The organism is Streptomyces sp. NPDC054887, assembly GCF_053610585.1.
Window position 1 is genome coordinate 65,472 of record NZ_JBSGYQ010000003.1, and the last position, 20,904, is coordinate 86,375.

A 20,904-nucleotide genomic window follows, 5' to 3' on the forward strand; every position below is an offset into this window, starting at 1 on the left:
GATCCCGAAGTGACGATCCCGGAGCAGGCGTCCTCTTCGCCGTCGACCGAGCCCCTGCTCAGGGTCAGCGGCCTGGTGAAGCACTTCCCCATCAAGAAGGGCGTGCTCCAGCGCCAGGTCGGCGCGGTCCAGGCCGTCGACGGCCTCGACTTCGACGTGCGCCCGGGGGAGACCCTCGGCGTGGTGGGCGAGTCGGGGTGCGGAAAGTCGACCATGGGCCGGCTGATCACCCGGCTGCTGGAGCCCACCAGCGGGAAGATCGAGTTCGAGGGCCAGGACATCACCCACCTGGGCACCGCCCGGATGCGTCCGCTGCGCCGTGACGTGCAGATGATCTTCCAGGACCCGTACTCCTCGCTTAACCCGCGCCACACGGTCGGCACGATCATCAGCGCGCCCTTCAAGCTCCAGAACATCACGCCCGAGGGCGGTGTGAAGCGGGAGGTCCAGCGGCTGCTGGAGCTCGTGGGCCTCAACCCCGAGCACTACAACCGCTATCCGCACGAGTTCTCCGGCGGCCAGCGCCAGCGCATCGGCATCGCCCGGGCGCTCGCGCTCAAGCCGAAGCTGGTCGTCGCCGACGAGCCGGTGTCGGCGCTGGACGTGTCGATCCAGGCGCAGGTGGTGAACCTGCTCGACGACCTCCAGGACGAGCTCGGGCTCACCTACGTGATCATCGCGCACGACCTCTCGGTCATCCGGCACGTCTCGGACCGCATCGCCGTGATGTACCTCGGCAAGATCGTCGAGCTGGCGGACCGCAAGGCGCTGTACGAGTCGCCCATGCACCCGTACTCCAAGGCGCTCCTGTCGGCCGTCCCGGTGCCCGACCCGCGCAGCAAGCACAAGCGCGAGCGGATCCTGCTCAAGGGTGACGTGCCCTCGCCGATCTCGCCGCCCCCGGGCTGCCGCTTCCACACGCGGTGCTGGAAGGCGACGGAGATCTGCAAGACGCGCGAGCCGGTGCTGACCACGCTCAAGACGGGCCACCAGGTGGCCTGCCACCACCCGGAGAACGCGCCCGACCAGGCGCCGGAGCCGGGGTCCGCGGGCGCGGGGAGCGCCGGCAGGGATTAGTACCGGCACAATTGCCCGGTGTTCCAGGAACTCTTCACGCCCTCCGTCCAGCATGCGCTCGACCTCGTCGGGATCTTCGTCTTCGCGATCTCCGGCGCCCTGCTCGCCGTCCGCAAGAACTTCGACGTCTTCGGCATGGCGGTGCTTGCCGAGGTCACCGCGCTGGGCGGGGGGCTGCTGCGCGACCTGATCATCGGCGCGGTGCCGCCGGCCGCGTTCACCGACCTGGGTTACTTCACCATGCCGCTGGTGGCGGCCGCCCTGGTCTTCTTCCTGCACCCCGAGGTCGAGCGGATCCAGGGCGCGGTCAACGCCTTCGACGCGGCGGGGCTCGGGCTCTTCTGCGTCACGGGCACGACCAAGGCGTACGACTACGGGCTGGGCCTGACCGCGTCGGCCGCCCTGGGCCTCGCCACGGCGGTCGGCGGCGGCGTACTGCGGGACGTCCTCGCCAACGAGGTGCCCTCGCTGCTGCGCTGGGACCGCGACCTGTACGCCGTCCCCGCGATGGTCGGCGCCGCCATGGTGGCGCTGTGCATCCGCTTCGACGCGCTGAACGCGCTGACCAGCGGCATCGCCGTGCTGACCGCCTTCCTGCTGCGGCTGCTGGCGATGCGCTACCACTGGCGCGCGCCGCGCGCCTGGCACCGCAGCTCGGCCAAGGCGGAGGAGAAATCCGAGGCCACCTCTTAGCTACCGCTTAGTAATGTGCCGGTGTACCGTGCATGCCATGGCACAGGCATCCATCGGGGACAGCGAGTTCGACCGCGACACCGCGATCTCCCCGCGCGAACCGGGCGTCTACGACGCGGAGCTCTCCGCGGGCTGGACGATCATCCACGCCGTCAACGGCGGCTACCTCCTCGCCCTGCTCGGCCGGGCGCTCGGCGACGCCCTGCCGCACCCCGACCCGTTCACGGTCTCGGCGCACTACCTGACGCCCTCCGTGCCCGGCAAGGCGGTCGTGCGCACGCAGACCGTGCGCACCGGACGTACCCTCTCCACCGGCCAGGCGTCCCTCTTCCAGTACGCCGACGACGGCACCGAGGTCGAGCGGATCCGTGTCATCGCCTCCTACGGCGACCTCGACGCCCTGCCCGACGACGTCCGCACGACGGCGAAGCCGCCGGTCATGCCCGCCTACGAGCAGTGCCTGGGGCCCGAGGCCGGGCCCGCCGCCATCCCGGGCAGCTCGGCCATCACCGAGCGGCTCGCCATCCGGCTCGACCCCGCGACCGTCGGCTGGGCCGTGGGCGCACCCTCCGGCAAGGGCGAGATGCGCGGCTGGTTCGGCCTCGCCGACGGCCGTGACCCCGACCCGCTGTCGCTGCTGCTCACGGTCGACGCGCTGCCGCCGACCTCGTTCGAGCTGGGCCTGAAGGGGTGGACTCCGACCGTCGAGCTCACCACCCACGTCCGCTGCCGGCCGGCCCCGGGCCCGCTGCGCGTCTCCATCACCACCCGCAACCTGGCGGGCGGCTTCCTGGAGGAGGACGCGGAGGTCTGGGACAGCGCGGACCGGCTCGTCGCCCAGTCCCGGCAGCTGGCACGGGCGCCGCGCGACTGACCCGGGGCTTCGGCCGCCGGCCGGGCGCCGCGGACCGACGGGTCCGCCCGTTCCCGCCCGGTCCGGCTCAGTCCAGCCAGTGGCGGCGGCCCAGGCCGATCAGCCGCAGTTGGCGGCGGGCGAGGGAGGCGGCGGCCGCGACGCGTTCCCCGCCGTACGGCTCCGCCTCCAGAAACGCGGACGCGGTCATCACCATGTGGTCCACGTAGACGTGCGCGAGCATCCGCCGGTCGTCCTCGCTCCATTCCGTGCAGTCCCGCTGCGTGGCGAGCCAGGCCGTCACCTCGTCCGCGAACAGGGCGAGTTGCCCGCCGATCGCCTCGCGCACCCGCTCCACGCCGCCGTGCCGCTCACGCGTGACGAAGCGGACGTGGGCGGGGTACGCCCGGACGTGGCCGGCGACGAGGCCCACCGCCGCGTCGATGCGCACCGCGCTGTCGCCGGTCGCCGCAAGCGTCGCGCGGATCACCGCGTGCAGTCCGCCGAGCGCCTCCTCGACGAGTGCCACGCCCAGATCCGCCGTGTCCCGGAAGTGGCGGTAGAACGCGGTGGGCGCGACGCCGGCCGCGCGCGTGACCTCGCGCAGGCCGAGACTGCTCAGACTCTGCTCCTCCAACAGGCCGAGCGCCGCCCCCATGAGGGCCTGGCGGGTCTTCTCCTTCTGCGCCCGGCGGACGCCGACGGTGTGACTCATGACATTCAGTAAACAACTGTTCTCCGGTTGCGGGAACCGTCCGGGGGAACCTTAGACTGAGTAGTCAGTGAACAGTCGTACTCCCAGGAGGGGTTCACATGTTCGTCCTCGTAGCGGCTCTGCTGTTGCTGGGGGTGCTGATGGGCTCGGTGGCGCATGTGCCGGCCCAGGTGTCCCTCGTCGCCGCCGCGTTCATCGGTGCCTGGCTCCTCGTCTTCGCCGCCCGTGAGCGCCACTCGCGACGCACGACCCGAAGGAGCTGAACGCGCCATGGAGTTGACCGCATCCGCCCGCCGGGCGACCGGGACGCGGGACCCCGACGGCATGGCCGTCGCCTCGTTCGTCCTCGGCCTCGTCGGGCTGCTCGTCCTCAACATCTTCCTCGGCCCCGTCTCGATCGTCCTCGCGTCCCTGGCCCTGTGGCGGGGCACCGAACGCCGGGGCAGGGCGCTGCTCGGCCTGGGTCTGGGGGTGGCCGACCTGGTGGTCCTCGCCGTACTGGCGTCCGCCGACGGCACCGTGTCCTGGACCTTCGGCGGCTGACCCGGCGCCGCGGCGGGGCGGCGCGGGCGAGGGGCGCGGCGGGGGAGCGGGCCGCGGGCTCGTAGAATCGAGTGCACCATGGCTTACCTCGACCACGCCGCGACCACCCCGATGCTTCCGGAAGCGGTCGGGGCGATGACCGCCCAGCTCGCCGTCACCGGCAACGCGTCGTCCCTGCACGCCGCCGGCCGCCGGGCGCGGCGCACCGTCGAGGAGGCCCGCGAGACGCTCGCCGAGTCCCTCGGCGCCCGCCCGAGCGAGGTGGTCTTCACCGCCGGCGGCACCGAGGCGGACAACCTCGCCGTGAAGGGCCTGTACTGGGCGCGGCGCGCCGCCGACCCGCGCAGAACCCGCGTCCTGGCCAGTCCCGTCGAACACCACGCGGTGCTGGACGCCGTCCACTGGCTGGGCGAGCACGAGGGCGCGACCGTCGAGTACCTGCCGGTCGACGCGTACGGCAGGGTGTCCCCGGAGTCGCTGCGCGAGGCGATCGAGCGGGACCCGTCGGACGTCGCCCTGGCCACCGTCATGTGGGCCAACAACGAGATCGGCACCGTCATGCCGGTCCGTGAACTCGCCGAAGCGGCGGCCGGGTTCGGCGTACCGCTGCACGCCGACGCGGTGCAGGCGTACGGACAGCTCGACGTGGACTTCGCCGCCTCCGGGCTCGCCGCGATGACCGTCTCCGGGCACAAGATCGGCGGCCCGTACGGCATCGGCGCGCTGCTTCTCGGCCGCGAGTACAGCCCCGTTCCCGTCCTGCACGGCGGCGGCCAGGAGCGGCACGTGCGCTCGGGGACGCTCGACGTCCCCGCCGTCGCCGCCTTCGCGGTGGCGGGACGCATCGCGGCCGAGCGGCGCGAGTGGTTCGCGCGCGAGATCGGCGGGCTGCGCGACACCCTGGTGGACGCCGTCCGCGCGGCCGTGCCCACGGCGGTCCTCGGCGGCGACCCGTCCCCGGCCGGCCGGCTGCCGGCCAACGCCCACTTCACCTTCCCCGGCTGTGAGGGCGACTCCCTGCTCCTGCTGCTCGACGCGCAGGGCATCGAGTGCTCCACCGGCTCCGCCTGCACGGCCGGAGTCGCCCAGCCGAGCCACGTCCTGCTCGCCACCGGGACCGACCCCGACCTGGCGCGCGGCACCCTGCGGTTCTCGCTCGGGCACACCTCGACCGCCGAGGACGTGGCGGCGGTGGCGCGGGCGATCGGCCCCGCGGTGGAGCGTGCGCGCACGGCGGGGCTCACCTGAGCCCGCGCACGGCGGGGCTCACCTGAGCCGCCGAGCGCCTACGCGCCGGCCGCCGGCCCGTTAGCCAGCTCCGCGCGGACCAGGCGGATGTAGCGCTCCCAGTCCCAGTGCGGGCCGGGGTCCGTGTGGTCGGTGCCCGGCACCTCGACGTGGCCGATGATGTGCTTCCGGTCGGCGGGTATCCCGTACCGCCGGCAGATCCCGGCGGCCAGCCGCGCCGACGAGCGGTACATGACGTCCGTGAAGTCCTCCGGCCGGTCGACGAAGCCCTCGTGCTCGATGCCGACGCTGCGTTCGTTGTACGAGCGGTTTCCCGCGTGGTACGCCACGTCCAGTTCCCGCGCCATCTGCGTGATGTGGCCGTCCTTGGCCCGCACGATGTAGTGCGCGGCGGCCGCGTGCAGCGGGTCCTTGAAGACGCGCACGGCCGTCGCGAAGTCGCCCTGCGTCACATGGATCACGATCCGGTCGATGCCGTAGTCGGCCGGCCGGTCCGCGGTCCGCAGATTGCCGGCCGAGGCGGCGACCCACCGCGCCCCCTTGTGATCCACCTCTCCCTCCGTGCGCTGCTTGTCGACGCCCGGCAGCAGCCACCACAACCGGGCCAGTTCCTCACCGAACACGGCGGCCGTACCGCCCACGACGGCCGCGCCGCCCCCGATGAACAGAGCACGTCTGCTCACCCCTGCCGCCTTCTTCTGCTCCATGAGCCCTTTAACGCTTTCGGCCCTGTCGGTGGTTCCGTCTACCCTGGTGGAGCTATGACTGAGACCCCGCGCCGCCTCCGTGTCCTCGCCGCCATGTCCGGCGGGGTCGACTCCGCCGTTGCCGCCGCCCGAGCCGCCGAGGCCGGGCACGACGTGACGGGCGTGCACCTCGCCCTGTCCGCCAACCCGCAGTCCTTCCGCACGGGTGCGCGCGGCTGCTGCACGATCGAGGACTCGCGCGACGCGCGCCGGGCCGCCGACGTCATCGGCATCCCCTTCTACGTCTGGGACCTCGCCGAGCGCTTCCGCGAGGACGTCGTCGAGGACTTCGTCGCGGAGTACGAGGCCGGGCGCACCCCGAACCCCTGCCTGCGCTGCAACGAGAAGATCAAGTTCGCGGCGCTGCTCGACAAGGCGCTGGCCCTCGGCTTCGACGCGGTGGCCACCGGCCACTACGCGACCGTCGTCGTGAACGAGGACGGCAGCCGGGAGCTGCACCGCGCCTCCGACATGGCCAAGGACCAGTCGTACGTCCTCGGCGTGCTCGACGAGCGCCAGCTCGCGCACGCGATGTTCCCCCTCGGCGACACGGTCACCACGAAGGACGAGATCCGCGCCGAGGCCGAGCGCCGGGGTCTCGCGGTGGCGAAGAAGCCCGACAGCCACGACATCTGCTTCATCGCCGACGGCGACACCCAGGGCTTCCTCGCGGACCGTCTCGGCGGCAAGGCGGAGGGCGACATCCTCGACGAGTCGGGCACCAAGGTCGGCACCCACGAGGGCGCCTTCGGCTTCACCATCGGCCAGCGCAAGGGACTGCGCATCGGCCACCCCGCCCCCGACGGCAAGCCGCGCTACGTCCTGGACATCTCGCCGGTGAACAACACGGTGACGGTGGGCCCGGTGGAGGCCCTGGACGTCACGTCCCTGACCGCCATCAAGCCCCGCTGGTGCGGCACGGCCCCGGCCGGCAGCGGCGCGTACACGGCGCAGCTGCGCGCGCACGGCGACGAGACGCCGGTGACCGCGGAGCTCGTCGACGGCGAGCTGCGGGTCGCCTTCGCGGAGCCGGTGCGCGGGGTCGCGCCCGGCCAGGCGATCGTGCTGTACGACGGCACCCGCGTGGTCGGCTCGGCGACGATCGCCACGACGGCGCGGGCGACCGCCGCCCTCACCTGATCCGCGGGCGTCCGCCGCGCTCACCTGATCAGCGGGCGTCCGCCGCCCCGGCCCGTTCCGGGGCGTCCGCCGCCTTCCGCCGGGTCTCCTGGAGCGGTCCGGCCTACCGGAAGATGGCCATGGCCTGTACTTCCAGCACTCCGTCCTCCGGGTTCCAGTCCTGCACCTTGCCCAGGCAGCGGGCCGAGAACGTCCCCCTGGGGACCTCGTTGCGCAGCCCCTCGGTCGCGCAGGTGACCCGCACGCGCGGGCCCCGGGACGGGTCCTCGGGATCGCCGTAGGGCGCCAGGAACACCGTCGACTCCGGTGACTCGCTGATCTTGCGGAACCGGCCGCGTATGAGCACGAAGTCGTCGATGTCGCGCAGCCGCACGGTCGTCTGCGAGGCGGACGCGTCGGCCGGCGGCCGGTCGGCGAGCGCCCGGGCGAGCGCGGCGTTGCGGCGTATCGTCCGGCCCGGCAGATCGACGTGGACGATGACGTTCTTCTCCTCCAGCACGTCCATGACGACCCCGATCACCGAGATGGGTTCGGCGACCTCCAGGTACTTGCTGACGACCTCGCTGTGGTCCTTGCGGCCCGCGCCCGCGCTCAGCCCGAAGACCTTGGCGCGGAGGGAGCCGTCCGCGCTGTCACTGGTCCGCTGCTCGACCTCCCTGCGCAGCGCCGCCGCGTACCCGCGCATCTGATAGTGGTCCATGACGGAGCGGTCGTGCAGATAGAAGCAGATGCTGTACGTCAGGGCCCGGTCGCGCCCGCGCCGGGCGCGGACCAGCCACAGCGCGGCCAGGACGGCCAGGGCCACGGCCGCCCCGGCGGTCACCAGCCACAGGAGCATCCACGGCCACCACACGCCCCACCACGCCTCAGTCCACACACCCACGGATCTCCTTGAACGCGCTGATGAGGGATTGGCCCGTGGCGTCGACCATGCGGCCGCCCGTAGCCCGTGCCCCCCGGTCCAGTTCCTCCGCGTCCGCCTCGCCGTAGCGGATCGCGAACGTACGTACCTTCCGCGCCTGCGGCGGGAGTTGGGCCCGGCGGCGGACGAACGCGTCCAGGTCCATGCCGGTGTTGTTCTCCCCGTCGGTCATCAGGACGACGGAGAAGGCCCGGCCGGGGTGCTTCCGTACGAGCGCGGACACGTCCCGGTAGGCCACGTCGAGCGAGGACCAGACGGCGGTCGCGTCGTCGAACTCCTCGGACGCCACGAAGCTGCGCAGCCGGTCCAGGTCGCCGGGCCCCTCGTACGTGACGCTCCGTCTGTCCAGGACGCTGCCGCCGAACCGCATCACGGTGAGCGTCTCGCCCCGGTGGAAGCGGACGAACTTGCCCGAGCGCGAGTCGTCCCCGCCGGCCAGGGCGTCGAAGGCGTCCCGCAGGCGCGCGATCCGCCGGCCGCGCATCGACGTCGAGAAGTCCAGCAGGAAGACGACCTGCGAGGAGCGGGCCCGCTCGGGGTCGCCGTAGTCCGCGAGGAGCCGGTCGACCACCTTCGGGTCGTCGGGGAAGTACAGGGCGTTGCCGACGGGCTCGCGCAGCGGGGCGATACGCGGCACGGCCGGATCGACCGGCCGCCGCAGGGTCCGCTCCATGATCCGCTTCTGTACGGGCTCCCGGCGCAGCCACTCCACCAGCGTGTCGTACGCCGCGCGCTCGGCCGGGTCGAGGAGCAGCAGCGGGTAGTCGGACAGCACCATGCCGTCCCTGGGGTAGACGATCTCCAGCGGCTCGCGCAGCCGGCCGCTGTCGTTGAGCGCCAGCAGCTCGGACTCGTACGTGATGAGGGCGTCGAGCCCGCCCTGGCGCTCCGCGTAACGGTCGGCCAGCTCGGCCGAGTCGTCACTGGTCAGCGCGTGGCCGGTGAAGAAGCCCCGCAGCCGGTCGCAGGACACGTCCTGCGGGCGCAGCGCCGTCCCGGTGCCCGCCGCGGCCGTCGCGACCCCCACGAGCGCCGCGAGGCCGCTGTTGGTGCGGCGCGGGTCGGCCATCGCGAACCGCAGGGACCCGTCGGCCGCCGCGTCGGCCGCGTCAGCCCAGGAGATCTGGCCGTCGGCCGCCCTCTCCCGCAGCCGCTGGGCCGTGGCGCGCCGCATGCCGATCACGACGGGGGAGCGCATGATGCTGGTCGCCAGCGGCTTCTCGCCCCGGTCGCCGTTGGCCTTGGCCTTGAGCAGGAAGTAGCGGTCGGAGGAGAGCCAGGCCAGGTCGTGCCGGCGGCCGCCGGCTCCGGCGAGCTCGTCGGCGGCCTCCACCGTGCCCCGGTAGTCCATCTCCAGCGAGATCCCCGTCTCGCGGCGCAGCTCGTCGAGGACGGGCCCCATGTCCGCGAGCTCCGAACTGGCCAGCACCCGCAGGGTGACGGGCTCCGGCCGGTCGGGGGAGCAGCCGGGGGCGACCGCGAGCAGCAGGAGCACCAGGCAGAGCGCGAGCGGACCGGCCGGCCGGCGCCCGGCCATCACTGGCCCCCGGGCAGCACGTCGGCCGCCGGGCAGTCGCCGACGTACGAGATCATCCGCTCCAGGTAGCGCAGCCGGGGCATGGCGGACCGGGTGGCGTCGCCGGAGAGCGAGGGGACGGGGATCCGGCGGTTCCGCAGGAAGGCCCCGAGCTGGTCCCCCGAGACCTGGCCCGACGGGTCGAGGATGCGAAACCCCAGCTCCATCGCGCGGCGCCGCAACTCAGGGTCGTGCGTGATCAGTTCCCCGAGCCGGTCGCCGTCCTTGTTGAGCGCGATGAACTGCGGCTGGGTGACGAACTGCCCGGACGGGTACAGCAGGACGCGCTCGCGGTCGAGTTCCTTCGCACCGGCCCGGTACCGGACCTGGTAGGCGAGGTACTGGTGCTCGTACGCCACCACCACGGGCGCGATGTTCTTCCCCTCGGGCGAGATGTACGTACGGAAGACGTCGGCCGCCGGCAGCCCCTGCTCCATGAGGTGGCGGATCGAGCGGGCGCGCTCGTCGGCCTCCCGGTCCGAGTCGGGCACCTCGTCGCCGTCCCCGCGCCAGGTGAACGCGACCAGCGCCAGGTACGTCCCGGCCGAGTTGGAGCCGCAGACGTCGGGGGTCTGGGCGACGATCCTGTTGGCGTTGGCGAGACCGTGCCGCCGTATCCCCAGGTCGTTCCACCGGCGCTTGTCGTGGATGTGCCGCAGGAACTTCGGCATGTCCAGGGCGTAGTAGTACGGTTCGTCCGTCCCCGCCCCGCGCTGCGGCCTCGCGATGCCCGCGTCGGCGAGGGTGTCGGCGTACTCGCGGTAGGTGGCCAGCACGATGGGGCTGACGAACGGGCGGTGCACCTTGGCGTACCGGCCCGCCGCCGCGCGCTCCGAGGTGATCAGGTCGCCCGCCGGCTGCCCGGACGGGAACACGAAGTCGTACGCGTCGACCCCGCGCACCGCGACCTCGCGCGATCCGGTGCTGGTGACGTGCACGCGGATGTGGTGCTTCAGCAGCAGGCGCTTGACCTCCTCGTCCTCGAAGAAGTCCCGCTTGGAGGCCATCTTGCCCTCCAGCGTGATGACGCGTTCGGCCGGCAGCAGGAGGTTGCCCGACACGGCCAGGACGGCCGTTCCCGTCAGGACGACCGCGAGCAGCGGCAGAAACGTCACGAGAAAGCTGCGCCGCGACCGGGCCGAGCGCGACGCGCGCCTGATGCCCAGCCGAGGTTCTTCGACCGTCTGTCTTTCCCCCACCGCCACGGACGCCTCCCCCGCCGGTCCCCGGCTCACGTCACCCACCACTCTCGCGGTCACGGATGACGTCCCGGCGAACCTCCGGTCAACGTGCGGCAAAATCGATGACGGACAGTCAGTAGGCTCTCAAGCAGGCCCGCTTCACTCCGCGAAGAACTCCCGCAGCACCGGTGCCAGCACGTGCGGCGCCACGTCGTGGACCTGGCCCGTCAGGGTGCGGTGGCGGCCGCGCCGTACCGCGCCCGCGACGCGCCGGGCCGCCTCCCGCATCGCGGGCGGACTCGCCCCGCCGTCGACGACGAGCACCGGCTGTCCCACCGACCTCAGCCGCTCCACCGGCACCGTGCCGTCGCCGATCACCGCGTCGTCGTACGCCAGGGTCGGCGCCATCGCCTCCACCTCCCGCCACATCGGACCCTCGCGCATCCGCGCCACCGTCTCGGGCGCCGTGCCCGTCACCGCGAGGAAGAGTTCGGCCGCCGCCCCGTGGTCACCCGCCGCGAGCAGCTTCCCGAGCCGCGCGGTGTACGACGCCCCGGCGGCCAGGTCCGCCGGCCCGACCGCAGTGTAGGGCGGCTCGTACACGGCGATCCGCTCGAACGGCACACCGCTCGCCGCCGCCTCCAGGACCAGCGCGCCGCCCGACGACGTGCCGTACACCGACACCGGCCCGCCCTGCTCCTCGGCCAGGGCCGCGAGGTCCTCCACCTCGCGCGCGACCGCGTGCGGCAGGGTGTCCCCGCTGCCGCCGCGACCGCGCCTGTCGTACGTGACGACGCGGAAGGAGGCCGCGAGCAGCGCCGCCAGCGGCTCGTCGGCGCCGCCCGTGGCGAGCGTGCCGCCCACCAGGATCAACGGCGGCCCCCCGCCCCGCCTTCGGCGGGCGAGGGGCGTGCCGTCACGCGAAATCACTGTGGTCATGAGGTGGTGACCGCGCGGCGCCCGGGAACTCATCGCTCGCCGGGGGACCATCTCACTCCCCGGCGAGCACCTCGGTCTCGTAGAAGCAGAAGTGCCCCTTCACGGCGGCCACTTCGTCCTTCGGCTCCTCGTAGGCCCACACCAGGTCCGGCGCGCCCGGCACCGACCAGTACGACGCGTACCCCTTGAAGGGGCAGTGGGTGCGCTTGCCGGAAGGCGTCAGGAGGTCGGTCCTGACGTCGTCGGGCGGCAGGTAGTAGCGCACCGGCAGGCCCGTCTCGCGCAGCAGCAGCGGCCGGCGGCTCTCCGCCAGCACCTGCCCGCCGTACGTGACGCGCACGTGCGCGGTGCCCTGCTCGACGGTGATGCGGTGTCCTGCGGTCACGGGCGACCCTCTCTCGGTCCCTGGTGCGACGGGCGTTTCCCTCTCCAGCGTCCGGGCGGCGTAACTTCTTCCCCATGGCACTGAACATCTGCGTCTTCCTCTCCGCCGCCGACCTCGACGAGCGCTACACCCGCCCCGCCCGCGAGTTCGGCGAACTCATCGGCAAGGGCGGCCACACGCTGGTCTGGGGCGGCTCCGAGGCCGGCCTGATGAAGGTCGTCGCGGACGGCGCGCAGGAGGCCGGCGGGCGGCTCGTCGGAGTGTCGGTGGAGTTCCTGCACACCGTGGCGCGGGAGAACGCCGACGAGATGGTGATCGCCAAGGACCTCGCCGAGCGCAAGGCGCTGATGCTCGCCAGGTCCGACGCGGTCGTCGTCATGGTCGGCGGCACCGGGACGCTGGACGAGGCCACCGAGATACTGGAACTCAAGAAGCACGGCCTGCACACCAAGCCGGTCGTGCTGCTCAACACGGCGGGCTTCTACGACGGCCTCAAGCTCCAGTTCCAGCGGATGGAGGCGGAGGGCTTCCTCCCGGTACCCCTCGCCGACCTGGTCTTCTTCGCGGAGGACGGCGTGGCGGCGCTGGCCTACCTTGAGGAGTGCGCGGGCGTCCGGTGATGCGAGCATGGGCCCCATGGCTACACATGTGATCACCGGAGCTGGCTCGGGCATCGGCGCGGCCGTCGCCCGCCGCCTGCACGAGCGCGGCGACGAAATCGTCCTGATGGCCCGCGACGCGGGGCGCGCCAGGCAACTCGCGGAAGCCTTCCCCGGCGCCCGTACGCTCGTCGGCGACCTCGCCAACCCCGACCGGCTCTCCTGGGCGTTCTCGCACCAGCCGATGCCGGAGCGGGTGGACTCGCTGCTGCACGTCGCGGGCGTCGTCGACCTCGGCCGCATCGGCGAACTGGGCACCAAGACCTGGCACAGCCAGCTCAACGTCAACCTGATCGCACCGGCCGAGCTGACCCGGCTGTTCCTGCCCCAACTGCGCCACGACAAGGGCCATGTGGTCTTCGTCAACTCGGGCGCCGGCCTGACCGCGCACGCCGAGTGGGGCCCGTACGCCGCCAGCAAGCACGGCCTGAAGGCACTCGCCGACGCGCTGCGCCAGGAGGAGCACGGCAACGGCGTGCGCGTCACCTCCGTCTATCCGGGGCGCACCGCCAGCGCCATGCAGGAGAAGGTGCACCAGCAGGAGGGCAAGGAGTACGACCCGTCCCGCTGGATCGACCCGGAATCGGTCGCGACGGCGATCCTGATGGCCCTTGACCTGCCGCGCGACGCCGAGGTCAACGACCTGACCGTGCGGCCGGGCCGATGAGCGCGGGCGCGACGGAGTACGCCTGGGGACCGGCGACCGGCGTCGGTTCCATGCCGGGCGGCGACGCCCGGGAGGCCGCCAGGACCGTCACCGGCAGTTTCGAGGACTTCCCGTACCTGGCGGAACTGCCCGCGCGCGGCCCCGGCGCCGACATGATCGGCCGGACCGCCGGAATGCTCGTGGAGATGTACGTCCACCTGGAGCCCAGCGGCTGGCGCTTCAGCGACCGCCCGGGGCGCGACACCCGGCGGGCCCGGTCCTGGCTGGGCGAGGACCTCGACGCGCTGGAGGAGTTCACCCAGGGCTACACGGGGCCGCTGAAGGTGCAGGCCGTGGGGCCGTGGACGCTGGCGGGCTCACTGGAGCTGCGCGGCGGCGAGGCGGCGCTCGGCGACCCGGGCGCGGTCCGGGACCTCGCGGGTTCGCTGGCCGAAGGGCTGCGGGCGCACCTCGCGGAGGTGCGGCGGCGGGTTCCCGGCGCGCGGGTGGTGCTCCAGCTCGACGAGCCGTCGCTGACGGCCGTACTGCGCGGACACGTCAGGACCGCGAGCGGGTACCGGACGTACCGGGCGGTGGACCGCCAGGTCGTCGAGGGCACCCTGCGGGACGTGATGGGGGTGGCCGACGGGCCGGTGGTGGTGCACTCCTGCGCACCCGAGGTGCCGTTCGCCCTGCTGCGCCGGGCCGGCGCAGCGGGGGTGTCGTTCGACTTCTCGCTGCTCACCGAGCGTGACGAAGAGGCGATCGGCGAGGCGGTGGAGGGCGGTACGCAGCTGTTCGCCGGAATCGTGCCGGGCACCGACACGGCATTGTCGGACCCGGCCGGTAGCGTCATGGGTGTCAGGACGCTGTGGCGCAGGCTGGGGCTGAATCCGGGGACTCTGGCGGAGTCCTTGGTGATCACTCCGTCGTGCGGGCTCGCGGGGGCTTCCCCCGCGTACGCGCGCGCCGCGCTCGCGCACTGCGCCAGGGCGGCGAGGTCGCTAGCGGACAACCCTGAGTAACGGGAATCGGAAACGGGAGGACAAGACGGTGGCTGGCGAACAGCAGGCGGCGGTACCCGCTGAGGCACGGGATCGGCACGCACAGCTCGCTGAGCAGGTCGAGGAGCACCGCTTCCGGTACTACGTGAAGGACCAGCCGGTCATCAGCGACGCGGAGTTCGACCGGCTGCTGCGGACGCTGGAGGCGCTGGAGGACGAGTACCCCGAGCTGCGTACGCCCGACTCCCCGACCCAGAAGGTCGCGGGGGCGTACGAGACGGACTTCACGGCGGTCCAGCACCGCGAGCGCATGCTCTCCCTGGACAACGCCTTCGCCGACGAGGAGCTGGCGGCCTGGGGCGAGCGCGTCGCCGCCGAGCTGGGTTCCGTGCCGTACCACCTGCTGTGCGAGCTGAAGGTGGACGGCCTCGCGGTCAACCTGCTGTACGAGAAGGGGCGGCTGACGCGGGCCGCCACGCGGGGCGACGGACGCACGGGCGAGGACATCACGCCCAACGTCCGCACCATCGCGGGCATTCCGGACCGCCTGAAGGGCGACCGGATCCCGGACCTGGTCGAGATCCGCGGCGAGGTCTACTTCCCGATGGAGAAATTCCAGGAGCTGAACGCGCGGCTGGTGGCGGCCGAGGACAAGCCCTTCGCCAACCCGCGCAACGCGGCGGCCGGTTCGCTGCGCCAGAAGGACCCCAAGGTCACCGCGAGCCGCCCGCTGCACATGGTGGTGCACGGCATCGGGGCACGCGAGGGCTTCGACATCGACCGCCTGTCGCAGGCGTACGAGCTGCTGCGCGAATGGGGCCTGCCGGTCGCCCGGCACAACCGGGTCGTCGACGGCCTCGCGGGCGTGCGGGAGTTCATCGCCCACTTCGGTGAGAACCGGCACTCCGTGGAGCACGAGATCGACGGCGTCGTCGTCAAGGTCGACGAGATCCGGCTCCAGGGCCGGCTCGGCTCGACCTCGCGGGCGCCGCGCTGGGCCATCGCCTGGAAGTACGCGCCGGAGGAGGTCAACACCAAGCTGGTCGACATCCGGGTCGGCGTGGGGCGTACGGGGCGGGTCACCCCGTACGCCCAGGTGGAGCCGGTGACGGTGGCCGGCTCCGAGGTCGAGTTCGCCACCCTGCACAACCAGGAGGTGGTGAAGGCCAAGGGCGTGCGCATCGGGGACACGGTGGTGCTGCGCAAGGCCGGTGACGTCATCCCCGAGATCCTGGGCCCGGTCGTCGACCTGCGGGACGGCAGCGAGCGCGAGTTCGTGATGCCGTCCGAGTGCCCCGAGTGCGGTACGCCGCTGCGGCCCATGAAGGAGGCCGACATCGACCTCCGCTGCCCCAACGCCCGCTCCTGCCCCGCACAGTTGCGCGAACGGCTGTTCTACCTGGCGGGCCGCAAGTCGCTGGACATCGAGAACTTCGGGTACGTCGCCGCGGCGGCGCTCACCAGGCCGCTGGAGCCGGCCGAGCCGCCGCTGCGCGACGAGGGCGACCTCTTCGACCTCCGGGTCGAGCAGCTGCTGCCCATCAAGTCGTACGTCCTGGACCAGGATTCCGGTCTGCCCAAACGGGACCCGAAGACGGGCGAGGAGAAGATCGTCACCTTCTTCGCCAACCAGGAGGGCGAGCCGAAGAAGAACACGCTGGCCATGCTGGAGAACATCGCGGCTGCGAAGCGGCGTCCGCTGGCCCGGGTCATCACCGGGCTGTCCATCCGGCACGTGGGCCCGGTCGCGGCGGAAGCGCTGGCCCGCGAGTTCCGGTCGCTCGACCGGATCGAGCAGGCCACGGAGGCGGAACTGGCCGCCGTGGAGGGGGTCGGCCCCATCATCGCCGCCTCGCTCAAACAGTGGTTCGAGGAGGACTGGCACCGCGAGATCCTGCGCAAGTGGCGCGCGGCCGGGGTCCGGACGGAGGAGGAGGGCGCCGGTGAGGACCAGGGACCGCGCCCGCTGGAGGGCCTCACCGTCGTGGTGACCGGCACCCTGCAGAACTACACGCGGGATGGCGCGAAAGAGGCGCTCCAGAGCCTCGGCGCGAAAGTGACCGGATCTGTTTCAAAGAAGACCGGATTTGTGGTGGTGGGCGACAGCCCCGGTTCGAAGTACGACAAGGCCATGCAGTTGAAGGTCCCTGTCCTGAACGAAGAAGGATTTGCCGTCCTTTTGGCCGAGGGTCCCGACGCGGCACGTGAAGCGGCTGTGCCGAGCGAGGAGTAGGGGCGCCGCGGGGCGGGGAAAGGGGCGGTGAGAGGGGGTCAACACCGCACCCGGTATCACCCGTTCGGCGCATACCAGACGGACGCGGGTTGCCGGGTCGCATTCGGGCAACAGCGGCGGACCGCTGCCCCGAAGAGCCTTCTGCGGCCTACTGTTGAGATGTGCGCCTGCCGTACACGGCTGCAACGAGGTGCCCCCGGCTCATACGGAGCCCGGGGAAGGGAATTCAGTCGTGGACGGCATGACTACGGGGCCAGCGCTTGGCACGGGCACCGCCGGCTGTGAGAGGGACGGAATGAAACCGACCGAGAGTGCCGACCCGGCCTCACGGCTGCGGCGGTGGGCGGGCACCCCCAGGGCGCTGCCCGCCGCCGTCGTGACAGTGGCCGCCCTCGTCCTTGCCACCGGAATCTTCCGCGCCCTGACCGGGGACCGCGCGCTGTTCCCCGCCGGCACGGTCGGCTGGTCCCTCACCCTGCTCACCGCGGTCATCGTCGCCCATCTGGTCGCGCTGGGCCGCGACCGCTGGTGGGGCGGCACCGGTTCCGGCGCCGCCCTCACCCTGGGCGTCCTGCTCCTGTACGGCTGGGTGCCCGCGGGCCTGGTGAGCCTGGCCGTGGTGGTGCTCGTCGGCATGGCCCGCCGGCACCGCTGGAAGCAGGGCCTGCTGCACGGCGCGGTCGACATCCTGGGCATCGGCGCCGCCGCCCTGGTGCTGGCGGTGTTCGGTGACGTACCGACCGTCGAGCGGCCCTGGAACCCGCTGGAGTGGGGGATAGAAACGGTCCCCGAGGTCGCGCTCGCCGCCGTCGGGTACCTCGTCCTCACCCGGCTGCTGCTCTGGTACGCGCTGGCCCCGCGCGGCGGCCGGCTGCCGTCGGTCGCCAGGACCGCCCTGTACCGGCAGGGGCTCGTCGCGGTGGCCCTGCTCGGTATCGCACCCCTGATCTGCGTCGTAGCGGTGGCGCTGCCCGTCCTGCTGCCGCTGTTCGCCGTACCGCTCATCGCGCTCGACTCCACGCTCTGGATCGCCAGGGCCAGGGCGGAGGAGCAGCTGAAGGACCCGCTGACCGGACTGCCCAACCGGCACTGGCTGCTCCAGCGGGCCCGCCCGGTGCTCGAGGAGGCGGAGAGCGTCGGGACCAGGTCCGCGCTCGTGCTCATAGACCTCGACCGCTTCCGGGCGGTCAACGACACGCTCGGCCACCTGGCGGGCGACCGGCTGCTGCTCCAGATAGCGGACAGGCTGCGGCTGGCACTGCCGCGCGGGGCGGAGGCCGCGCGGCTCGGCGGCGACGAGTTCGCGGTGCTGCTGCCGACCGCCGACTCGACGACCAGCGCGCAGCGCGTCGCCCGGCACCTGGTGGCCGCGCTGTCCTCGCCGCTCGACCTGGACGGCCTGACGCTCGTCCTGGAGGCCAGCGCGGGCGTCGCCGTCTTCCCCGACCACGCCCTGGACGCCGAAGGACTCCTGCGCCGCGCGGACGTGGCGATGTATCAGGCGAAGCGGGACCGCACCGGCGTGGAGGTGTACGAGTCCAAGCGGGACAGCAACACCCCCGACCGCCTCGGGCTGCTCGGCGACCTGCGGCGGGCGCTCGACGCGGGCGAGGTCGAGCTGCACTACCAGCCCAAGGTCCGCTTCGACGGACAGGTCGCCGGCCTGGAGGCGCTGGTCCGGTGGGTCCACCCGGAGCGCGGGCGGGTCCCTCCCGACGAGTTCATCGCCATCGCCGAGTCCTCCGGGCTGATGCCGCACCTGACGGAGTACGTCCTGGAGACCGCGCTCGCCCAGGTCGCACGCTGGCGGAGCCAGGGGCTGAACACCCCCGTGGCGGTCAACGTCTCCCCGCGCGACGTGCACACACCGGGCTTCGCGGGCGCGGTGGCGGCCCGGCTCGCCCGGCACGGCGTCCCCGCCGGCTCCCTCCAGCTGGAGATAACGGAGCACGTCCTCCTGGAGGACCCGCAGCGGGCGGCGGACACCCTGGCCGGCCTGACCGGGCACGGCGTGAAGATGTCCCTGGACGACTTCGGCACGGGCTACTCCTCCCTGGTGCACCTGCGCCGGCTCCCGGTGAGCGAGCTCAAGATCGACCGGTCCTTCGTGGCCCGGCTCGCGGTCGACAACGAGGACGCCGAGATCGTCCGCTGCACGGTCGACCTCGCCCACTCGCTGGGCCTGCTGGTGGTCGCCGAGGGCGTCGAGGACGACGAGACGTGGGAGCGCCTGCGGGACCTGGGCTGCGACGCCGTGCAGGGGTGGCTGGTGGCGGCGGCCATGCCGCCCGACGAGGCGACGGCGTGGCTGCTGGCGCGGGGCGAGCGGGGCTGGCACCGCCAGGTGGACCTGGACCGGGTCGCCGCCGCGGCCGCCCTGGAGGAGGCGCAGCGCCAGTCGCCCTCGCCGTCCGGCCAGCCGGTGAAGTAGCGCACGGGGAGCGTACGAGGCGGTCCGCGGGGAATCCGTTTCGTGGGCAGGGGCCCCGGCCCCATAGGATTGGGCCAAAATCCACACACTCACCCCTGAGGATCGCTGCATGCCTGGCATCACGCGCGAGGAGGTCGCCCACCTCGCACGGCTGGCGCGTCTGGAGCTGAAGGGCGAAGAGCTCGATCACTTCGCCGGTCAGCTCGACGACATCATCGGCGCGGTCGCCCGCGTCTCCGAGGTCGCCGACCAAGACGTACCGCCGACCTCCCACCCGCTGCCGCTGACGAACGTCATGCGTGCGGACGAGGTCCGTCCGTCGCTCACCCCGGAGCAGGCCCTCTCCGGCGCCCCCGCCCAGGAGCAGCAGCGTTTCAAGGTGCCGCAGATCCTGGGGGAGGACTAGTCATGACGGACACCCACATCATCAGGCTCACCGCCGCCGAGACCGCCGCGAAGATCGCTTCCGGCGAGCTCACGGCCGTCGAGGTGACCGAGGCCCACCTGGCCCGCATCGACGCCGTCGACGAGAAGGTGCACGCCTTCCTGTACGTCGACCGCGAGGGCGCGCTGGCCCAGGCCCGCGCCGTCGACGCGAAGAGGGCCAACGGCGAGAAGCTCGGCCCGCTGGCCGGCGTCCCGCTCGCGCTCAAGGACATCTTCACCACCGAGGGCGTGCCGACCACCGTCGGTTCGAAGATCCTCGAAGGCTGGATCCCGCCGTACGACGCCACGCTGACGAAGAAGCTGAAGGCGGCCGACGTCGTCATCCTCGGCAAGACCAACATGGACGAGTTCGCCATGGGGTCCTCCACCGAGAACAGCGCGTACGGCCCGACCGGCAACCCGTGGGACCTGACCAAGATCCCCGGCGGCTCCGGAGGCGGCTCCTCCGCCGCCCTGGCCTCCTTCGAGGCGCCGCTCGCCATCGGCACGGACACCGGCGGCTCCATCCGCCAGCCCGCGGCCGTGACCGGCACGGTCGGCGTCAAGCCGACCTACGGCGGCGTCTCCCGCTACGGCATGGTCGCCTTCTCGTCCTCCCTCGACCAGGGCGGGCCCTGCGCCCGCACGGTCCTGGACGCGGCGCTCCTGCACGAGGTCATCGCCGGGCACGACCCGCTCGACTCGACCTCCATCGACGCCCCGGTCCCGCCGGTCGTCGAGGCCGCCCGCAACGGCTCCGTCGCCGGCATGCGCGTCGGCGTCGTCAAGCAGTTCCGCGGCGAGGGCTACCAGGCCGGCGTCCTCCAGCGGTTCGACGAGTCCGTCGAGCTGATGCGCGGACTGGGCGCCGAGATCGTCGAGCTGGACTGCCCGTCCTTCGACCTGGGCCTGTCCGCGTACTACCTCATCGCCCCGTCCGAGGCGTCCTCCAACCTGGCCCGCTTCGACGCCATGCGCTACGGCCTGCGGGTCGGCGACGACGGCACGAAGTCCGCCGAGGAGGTCACCGCCCTCACCCGTGAGGCAGGCTTCGGCGACGAGGTCAAGCGCCGCATCATCCTCGGCACGTACGCGCTCAGCTCCGGCTACTACGACGCGTACTACGGATCGGCCCAGAAGGTCCGTACGCTCATCACGCAGGACTTCGAGAAGGCGTTCGAGAAGGTCGACGTGATCGTCTCGCCGACCACGCCCACCACCGCCTTCCCGATCGGCGAGCGCGCCGACGACCCGATGGCGATGTACCTCGCCGACCTGTGCACCATCCCGACCAACCTGGCCGGCAACGCCGCCATGTCGCTGCCCTGCGGCCTGGCGCCCGAGGACGGCATGCCGGTCGGTCTGCAGATCATCGCCCCCGCCATGAAGGACGACCGTCTTTACAGGGTCGGCGCCGCTGTAGAGGCCGCCTTCGTGGAAAAGTGGGGCCACCCGCTGCTTGAGGAGGCACCGTCGCTGTGAGCCCC

General features: G+C 72.4%; 21 protein-coding genes. 14 read left to right on the forward strand and 7 right to left on the reverse strand.

The features are described from left to right. Positions 1-9: 9 nt before the first annotated feature. Genes ACWGH0_RS02705 through ACWGH0_RS02715 form a run of 3 tightly spaced genes read left to right on the forward strand, consistent with a single transcriptional unit; the run spans position 10 to position 2,644 of the window. A complete protein-coding gene (locus ACWGH0_RS02705; protein ID WP_453402301.1) occupies positions 10-1,077 on the forward strand; it encodes an ABC transporter ATP-binding protein in 1,068 nt (355 codons plus the stop codon). Positions 1,078-1,095: 18 nt separating this feature from the next. Then, the gene (locus tag ACWGH0_RS02710) at positions 1,096-1,770 is read left to right on the forward strand and encodes a trimeric intracellular cation channel family protein (protein ID WP_453402302.1); all 675 of its coding nucleotides are present in this window, start codon (positions 1,096-1,098) and stop codon (positions 1,768-1,770) included. A gap of 37 nt (positions 1,771-1,807) precedes the next feature. Further along, positions 1,808-2,644, forward strand: a complete 837-nt coding sequence (locus tag ACWGH0_RS02715; RefSeq protein ID WP_453402303.1) for a thioesterase family protein — start codon at positions 1,808-1,810, stop codon at positions 2,642-2,644. 67 nt (positions 2,645-2,711) lie between these two features. Here the strand turns inward: ACWGH0_RS02715 and ACWGH0_RS02720 are convergent, their stop codons facing one another. Then, positions 2,712-3,338, reverse strand: a complete 627-nt coding sequence (locus tag ACWGH0_RS02720; RefSeq protein WP_453402304.1) for a TetR family transcriptional regulator — start codon at positions 3,336-3,338, stop codon at positions 2,712-2,714. 98 nt (positions 3,339-3,436) lie between these two features. Between ACWGH0_RS02720 and ACWGH0_RS02725 the strand changes: the two genes are divergently transcribed. The 3 genes from ACWGH0_RS02725 to ACWGH0_RS02735 all read left to right on the forward strand — a co-directional run bounded on the left by ACWGH0_RS02725 (position 3,437) and on the right by ACWGH0_RS02735 (position 5,129). Next, positions 3,437-3,601: a hypothetical protein gene (locus ACWGH0_RS02725; RefSeq protein WP_453402305.1), complete on the forward strand. Its 165-nt coding sequence runs from the start codon at positions 3,437-3,439 to the stop codon at positions 3,599-3,601. Positions 3,602-3,608: 7 nt separating this feature from the next. Beyond that, positions 3,609-3,881: a DUF4190 domain-containing protein gene (locus tag ACWGH0_RS02730; RefSeq protein ID WP_453402306.1), complete on the forward strand. Its 273-nt coding sequence runs from the start codon at positions 3,609-3,611 to the stop codon at positions 3,879-3,881. Between the two features lie 78 nt (positions 3,882-3,959). Beyond that, the gene (locus ACWGH0_RS02735) at positions 3,960-5,129 is read left to right on the forward strand and encodes a cysteine desulfurase family protein (protein WP_453402307.1); all 1,170 of its coding nucleotides are present in this window, start codon (positions 3,960-3,962) and stop codon (positions 5,127-5,129) included. A gap of 38 nt (positions 5,130-5,167) precedes the next feature. Here the strand turns inward: ACWGH0_RS02735 and ACWGH0_RS02740 are convergent, their stop codons facing one another. Further along, positions 5,168-5,836: an N-acetylmuramoyl-L-alanine amidase gene (locus ACWGH0_RS02740; protein ID WP_453402308.1), complete on the reverse strand. Its 669-nt coding sequence runs from the start codon at positions 5,834-5,836 to the stop codon at positions 5,168-5,170. Positions 5,837-5,890: 54 nt separating this feature from the next. On the opposite strand from ACWGH0_RS02740, the gene mnmA reads away from it, so the two are divergent. Beyond that, complete coding sequence (gene mnmA / locus ACWGH0_RS02745) at positions 5,891-7,015, forward strand: tRNA 2-thiouridine(34) synthase MnmA (RefSeq protein WP_453402309.1); 1,125 nt, start codon at positions 5,891-5,893, stop codon at positions 7,013-7,015. A gap of 103 nt (positions 7,016-7,118) precedes the next feature. Here the strand turns inward: mnmA and ACWGH0_RS02750 are convergent, their stop codons facing one another. The 5 genes from ACWGH0_RS02750 to ACWGH0_RS02770 all read right to left on the reverse strand — a co-directional run bounded on the left by ACWGH0_RS02750 (position 7,119) and on the right by ACWGH0_RS02770 (position 12,018). Further along, positions 7,119-7,898, reverse strand: coding sequence for a hypothetical protein (locus ACWGH0_RS02750; RefSeq protein WP_453402310.1), 780 nt, complete (start codon positions 7,896-7,898; stop codon positions 7,119-7,121). Then, complete coding sequence (locus tag ACWGH0_RS02755; RefSeq protein ID WP_453402311.1) at positions 7,882-9,474, reverse strand: substrate-binding domain-containing protein; 1,593 nt, start codon at positions 9,472-9,474, stop codon at positions 7,882-7,884. Before ACWGH0_RS02755 ends, ACWGH0_RS02750 begins: the two co-directional genes overlap by 17 nt. Next, positions 9,474-10,628 carry a hypothetical protein gene (locus ACWGH0_RS02760; protein WP_453402312.1) on the reverse strand — a complete coding sequence of 385 codons (1,155 nt, stop codon included), beginning with the start codon at positions 10,626-10,628 and terminating at the stop codon, positions 9,474-9,476. The genes ACWGH0_RS02755 and ACWGH0_RS02760 overlap by 1 nt, the downstream gene beginning before the upstream one ends. Before the next feature lie 225 nt (positions 10,629-10,853). Next, on the reverse strand, positions 10,854-11,633 hold the full coding sequence (locus ACWGH0_RS02765; protein ID WP_453402313.1) for an alpha/beta fold hydrolase: 780 nt from the start codon (positions 11,631-11,633) through the stop codon (positions 10,854-10,856). A 52-nt stretch (positions 11,634-11,685) separates the two neighbouring features. Next, positions 11,686-12,018 carry a DUF427 domain-containing protein gene (locus tag ACWGH0_RS02770; protein WP_453402314.1) on the reverse strand — a complete coding sequence of 111 codons (333 nt, stop codon included), beginning with the start codon at positions 12,016-12,018 and terminating at the stop codon, positions 11,686-11,688. Positions 12,019-12,098: 80 nt separating this feature from the next. Between ACWGH0_RS02770 and ACWGH0_RS02775 the strand changes: the two genes are divergently transcribed. The 7 genes from ACWGH0_RS02775 to gatA all read left to right on the forward strand — a co-directional run bounded on the left by ACWGH0_RS02775 (position 12,099) and on the right by gatA (position 20,899). Next, complete coding sequence (locus tag ACWGH0_RS02775; RefSeq protein ID WP_453402394.1) at positions 12,099-12,638, forward strand: LOG family protein; 540 nt, start codon at positions 12,099-12,101, stop codon at positions 12,636-12,638. A gap of 7 nt (positions 12,639-12,645) precedes the next feature. Continuing rightward, positions 12,646-13,344: an SDR family oxidoreductase gene (locus ACWGH0_RS02780; protein ID WP_453402315.1), complete on the forward strand. Its 699-nt coding sequence runs from the start codon at positions 12,646-12,648 to the stop codon at positions 13,342-13,344. Further along, positions 13,341-14,348: a methionine synthase gene (locus ACWGH0_RS02785; RefSeq protein WP_453402316.1), complete on the forward strand. Its 1,008-nt coding sequence runs from the start codon at positions 13,341-13,343 to the stop codon at positions 14,346-14,348. Before ACWGH0_RS02780 ends, ACWGH0_RS02785 begins: the two co-directional genes overlap by 4 nt. Positions 14,349-14,376: 28 nt before the next feature. Then, on the forward strand, positions 14,377-16,560 hold the full coding sequence (ligA, locus tag ACWGH0_RS02790) for an NAD-dependent DNA ligase LigA (protein ID WP_453402317.1): 2,184 nt from the start codon (positions 14,377-14,379) through the stop codon (positions 16,558-16,560). Positions 16,561-16,801: 241 nt separating this feature from the next. Further along, positions 16,802-18,991, forward strand: coding sequence for a putative bifunctional diguanylate cyclase/phosphodiesterase (locus ACWGH0_RS02795; protein WP_453402318.1), 2,190 nt, complete (start codon positions 16,802-16,804; stop codon positions 18,989-18,991). Between the two features lie 109 nt (positions 18,992-19,100). Then, positions 19,101-19,397 carry an Asp-tRNA(Asn)/Glu-tRNA(Gln) amidotransferase subunit GatC gene (gatC, locus tag ACWGH0_RS02800; RefSeq protein ID WP_015036350.1) on the forward strand — a complete coding sequence of 99 codons (297 nt, stop codon included), beginning with the start codon at positions 19,101-19,103 and terminating at the stop codon, positions 19,395-19,397. 2 nt (positions 19,398-19,399) lie between these two features. Next, positions 19,400-20,899 (forward strand): Asp-tRNA(Asn)/Glu-tRNA(Gln) amidotransferase subunit GatA, encoded by a 1,500-nt coding sequence (gene gatA, locus ACWGH0_RS02805; RefSeq protein WP_453402319.1) that lies wholly within the window; start codon positions 19,400-19,402, stop codon positions 20,897-20,899. Positions 20,900-20,904 lie beyond the last annotated feature (5 nt).